Genomic DNA, 4634 nt, shown 5'->3' with positions numbered 1-4634 from the left:
GACCGCGAGCGCCACCGCGCCGGCCAGCACCCCGGCCACCCCCGGCAGCGTCGCCCCCGACCGGACGTACCTCGACGCGCTGACGCCCGAGACCGGCGCCGGCTACCTGCGACCGCTGCCGCGCGCGCTCGCCGGCCGGGCCGACCTGCCGCAGCCGGTCGTGCTCTCCTGCCCGAGCAACGACGGCGCGGACCGCGCCCGCTCGGTCAGCTACCCGCTGAAGCGCCGCTACCTCGACTTCTCGGCCACCTTCCGGGCCTGGTACCCGCCGGGCCAGGATCCGGAGTCCCCCGTGCGGATCAGCGCCGTCGTGACCATCAAGCAGCCCGACGACACCCTGACCCGGCAGCCCCGACCGGGCCGCACGACCACCATGTCCCGACCGGCGGAGTCGCTGACCTTCTCCGTGGAGGGGGCCGACCTGCTGACACTGACCGTGGAGTGCGACCTCGGCGAGGGCCTCGCCGTCCTCACCGACGCCGGGTTCACCCGCTGACAGGAGTGCCGGGCGGAAGGACCCACGACGAGGTCAGTCACCCGCGTCGGCCGGCAGGAGGTGGTTCACCACGATCTTCCCGACGGTGAGCGCCCGGGCCCGTTCCTCGATCCCTCGGTCGGCGCCGGTGAGCCGGCCGCCGTGCTGGCGCAGGTGCTCCTCCCATGACGGCACCTGGTAGACCTCGACGAAGCCGTCCTCTCGTTCGCCCGGGCGGAACAGGCCCCAGCGCATCGCCCCCGTACGCCGTCGGGACCTGCCCACCAGGCGCATCGCCGCGACGAACTCCGCCTGCCGCTCCGGCGGCACCGTGTAGGAGACGGTCACCAGCACCGGCCCGCCGCGTGGGTCCGCGGGCAGCGTCAGGTGCGGCTCCGGCCACCAGACGGCCGGGTCCCGGTCGAGGCCACGGGTCTCGCGCAGCGGCCAGAGCGGTACGGTCACCGCGCCGACCGCCATCGTCCCGGCCGCCGCGGCGAGCGCCACCACGAGGCTGGTCAGCTCGCCGAGGGCGCCCCAGGCGACCGCGCCGAGCGCCTGCCCGCCGGCGAAGACCATCTGGTAGACGGAGAGGCCGCGGGCGCGTACCCAGCCGGGCAGGAAGAGCTGCATGGCGGCGTTGACGCTGGACAGCACCGTCATCCAGGCCATGCCGGCGGGCACCAGGGCCAGGGCGACCGGCACCGGGCCCGGCGCCAGGGCGAGCACCGCCAGGACGGCGGCGTAGACCAGGCCGGCCAGCAGCAGGAGCCGGTTGGTGGTGAGCGCCAACCGGATCCGGGGCAGGACGAGGGCGCCGGCCACCGCACCGACGCCGAGCGCGGCGAGCAGCACGCCGTACCCGCCCGCGCCCAGGTGCAGGCGGCGGCTGGCGACCAGGGGCAGCAGGGCCCACAGTGCGCTGCCCGGCACCACGAACAGTGCGGCGCGCAGCAGGATCCGGCGGACCACCGGCGAGTGCCGCACGTACCGGCCGCCGGCGCGCAACGCGGCGGTGAACCGCTCCGGCAGGTCGTCGGCGCCGGCCCGTTCCGGCCGCCAGCGCAGCAGCGCCAGCGCGAAGACGGCGAACGACACCGCGTTGACGGCGAAGACGGTGGCGACGCCGGCCCGGGCGACCAGCACCCCGGCCACCGCCGGGCCGACCGCGCGGGCCAGGTTCACGCTGATCGACCCGAGCGCCGAGGCCGAGACGAGCTGGGAGCGGGGCACCAGTTCGGGGATGACCGCCTGCCAGGCCGGCAGGGTCAGCGCCTGCCCGACGCCGAGGGCGAACGTCAGGGTGAGCAGCAGCGCCGGCGGCATCCGGTCGGCGGCGGTGAGGCCGGTCAGCAGTACGCCGACGGTGGCCAGGAAGAACTGCACCCCGATCAGCAGCCGTCGGCGGTCGAGGGTGTCCGCCAGCGCGCCGGCAGGCAGGGCGAGCAGCAGCACGGGCAGCATGCTGGCGGTCTGCACCAGCGCCACCAGGGTCGAGGCGTTGGCTTCCTCGACGAGCAGCCACTGGGCGCCGACGGTCTGCATCCAGGTGCCCACGTTGCTGGCCAGGACCGCCAGCCAGAGGCTGCGGAACGCAGCGAGCCGCAGCGGGGCCCAGGCGGACGTGACGGCGTCGGCGGGCGGGGTCGGGGAGGCGCTCACCGACCGGAACGTACCCCGGCCCGCCCGCTTGAGTCCGGCGAACCGCTCCGGGCACACGGACGGGCCGCCGGGATCACCCGGCGGCCCGTTGCGGTGCGATCGATCAGAAGATGCTGACGCCGTAGCGGCTCAGCGCCTCGCCGACCGGCTGGAAGTAGGTCGTGCCGCCGGTGCGGCAGTTGCCGCTACCACCGGAGGTCAGGCCCAGGGCGATGGTGCCGCTGAACAGCGAGCCGCCGCTGTCGCCCGGCTCGGCGCAGACGTTGGTGCGGATGAGGCCGGAGACCGAGCCCTCGGCGTAGTTCACCGTGGCGTTGAGCGCGGAGACCGAGCCGCTGCGCAGGCCGGTGGTGCTGCCGGAGCGCTGCACCGACTGGCCGACGTAGGCGTTGCCGGCGGCGGTGATGTCCCGGAAGCTGCCGTTGTAGAGGGAGACGTTGCCGGCGGCGTTGGCGGAGTTGTTGTGCCGCACGATGCCGTAGTCGTTGCCGGGGAAGCTGGTGCCGGTGCGGCTGCCCAGCAGGCTGGTCTGGGCGGAGTTGCTGTACCAGCTGGCCGAGATGTTGGTGCAGTGTCCGGCGGTCAGGAAGTAGTAGGTGCTGCCGCTGCGGACGTTGAAGCCCAGCGAGCAGCGACCGCCGCCACCGGCGTAGATGGCCTGGCCGCCGGAGATCCGGGTGCCGAGCACGCCGGCCTCGGCCTCGATCCGGATCGCGCCGTTCATCCGCTCGGCGGCGGCCTTGACGCGCTCCAGCTTGGTGCCGGTGACGGTGCTGTCGACGGAGACGACGACCTGGTTGGTGGCCGGGTCGGTCCACCACGCGGTGCCGGGGATCTTGGCGGAGCGGTCCAGCTCCGAGGTGGCCCGGGCCAGCTCGCTGGCGCCGCGCTTGACGATCTTCGGGGTGGCGCCGGCGGCACTGACCTGCCGGGCGGCGAGCGCGTCGGTCACGGTGACGACCATCTTGCCGTTGGCGTCGGCGTACGTGCCGGCGGACCGGTCGCCGAGGCGCTCGGCCAGGCCGGCGGCGGCGTCGGGCGAGGCGAACGAGGGTGCGGCCTGGGCGGGCGCGCCGATCAGCGAGCCGGCGACCATGGCGCCGGCCGCGGCGACGACGGCGGCACGACGGAGCGAGGACCTCGTGGGTCGCATGCAACAACCTCCAGAAGGGGTGACAGACCCGCGCCGGGGCGACACGAGCCGGGAGCAGCCCTGCCGATCTGGGGGTACCGGCCGAGCACACTGAAGTATTCACATACTTGAGTTCGTATGCAAGACCCGGCTTTGTCCTTTTCGCCCCAGCTGCCGCGGTCATCGGCCCGAAACATCGTGGACACAGGCGTACGTCTATACGCTTCGCCTACCGTCCCACCATCCGGTACGCGCGACCCGGCGGCCCCCATGACGTCACCATGCTGATCGGCGCCGACGGCACCCGTCGCGGCCCTGGCCGATCCGCCCACCGACGGACGGTCAGCCGGCGCGGCGGCGCGCTCCGGGCCCCGGCCGCGGCACCACGTCGCGCGGCCGGTCGACCTCGTGCCCGCGCTCGCAGCGCAGCTCGACGCGGACCTCCGCGCCGCAGTCGCGGTGCGCGACCGTCAGCGGCGAGCCCTCCGGGTCGGCCAGGTAGCGGTCCCCCCAGCCGAGGACGGCGACCAGCACCGGCCACAGGTCGAGCCCCATCCCGGTCAGCCGGTACTCGTGGCGCTCCCGACTGCCGGGCTCCCGGTAGGGCTCGCGCCGCAGGACGCCGCGCTCCACCAGCATCGCCAGCCGGCTGGCCAGCACCTGCCGGGGCACGCCGGTGCGCACCCGCATGTCGTCGAAGCGGCGGACGCCGTTGAAGACCTCGCGCAGGACCACGAGGGTCCACCGCTCGCCGAGGATCTCCATCGCGCGGGCGATGGTGCAGTTCTCCACCGACCAGTCCAGTGCCGCGGGTCTCATGCGCTCCAGGCTAGGTCTGATTGACAGACTCAGCAACGCGCTGCGAGGCTGGGTCCATGACACAGACGCAGGATCCGGCGCGCAGCCGTACCTTCTCGTGGTCCGACCCGGGCATCAACGCCGCGCACGTCGGCCGGCGCGGCGGCCTGGAACTGCTCCGCGCGATGATCGCCGGCGAGCTGGCGGCGCCGCCCATCATGCACCTGGTCGACATGTCCCGGATGGAGGCCGACGAGGGGTGGGTGGCCGTCGAACTCGTCCCGCAGGAGTTCCACTACAACCCGCTGGGCACCGTGCACGGCGGGGTCATCTCCACCCTGCTGGACACCGCCGCGGCGTGCGCGGTGCACACCACCCTGCCGGCCGGGGTCGGCTACACCTCGTTGGACCTGAACGTGAAGTTTCTGCGCCCGGTCACCGTCGCGAGCGGCACGCTGCGCTGCGAGGGCACCGTCCTGCAGAGCGGTCGCCGCACGGCCCTGGCGGAGGCGAAGCTGCTCGACGCGAAGTCGCGCCTAATCGCCCACGCCACCTCCACCTGCCTCC

Annotated in this window: 5 protein-coding genes; 2 read left to right on the top strand and 3 right to left on the bottom strand. The window is 74.0% G+C overall.

Annotated features, from left to right (window positions below; translation table 11 throughout):
* The coding region (locus tag F6X68_RS33755; protein ID WP_370519017.1) for a hypothetical protein at positions 1-496 on the top strand (496 nt) is incomplete at its 5' end.
* 33 nt (positions 497-529) lie between these two features.
* Here F6X68_RS33755 and F6X68_RS30815 read toward each other — a convergent pair.
* From F6X68_RS30815 to F6X68_RS30805, 3 genes are all read right to left on the bottom strand, one after another.
* Entirely contained in the window at positions 530-2137 is a 1608-nt protein-coding gene (locus tag F6X68_RS30815; RefSeq protein WP_151457543.1) for an MFS transporter, read from the bottom strand.
* A 103-nt stretch (positions 2138-2240) separates the two neighbouring features.
* Positions 2241-3290 carry a S1 family peptidase gene (locus F6X68_RS30810; protein ID WP_151457542.1) on the bottom strand — a complete coding sequence of 350 codons (1050 nt, stop codon included), beginning with the start codon at positions 3288-3290 and terminating at the stop codon, positions 2241-2243.
* A gap of 321 nt (positions 3291-3611) precedes the next feature.
* On the bottom strand, positions 3612-4088 hold the full coding sequence (locus F6X68_RS30805) for a helix-turn-helix domain-containing protein (RefSeq protein WP_151457541.1): 477 nt from the start codon (positions 4086-4088) through the stop codon (positions 3612-3614).
* 56 nt (positions 4089-4144) lie between these two features.
* On the opposite strand from F6X68_RS30805, the gene F6X68_RS30800 reads away from it, so the two are divergent.
* The coding region (locus F6X68_RS30800; protein WP_151457540.1) for a PaaI family thioesterase at positions 4145-4634 on the top strand (490 nt) is incomplete at its 3' end.

Source organism: Micromonospora sp. AMSO12t (genome assembly GCF_008806585.1).
In the GTDB taxonomy this organism is placed as follows: domain Bacteria; phylum Actinomycetota; class Actinomycetes; order Mycobacteriales; family Micromonosporaceae; genus Micromonospora; species Micromonospora reichwaldensis.
The sequence above is the reverse complement of the archived record's forward strand: the minus strand, read 5'-3'. Positions and strand labels throughout refer to the sequence as shown.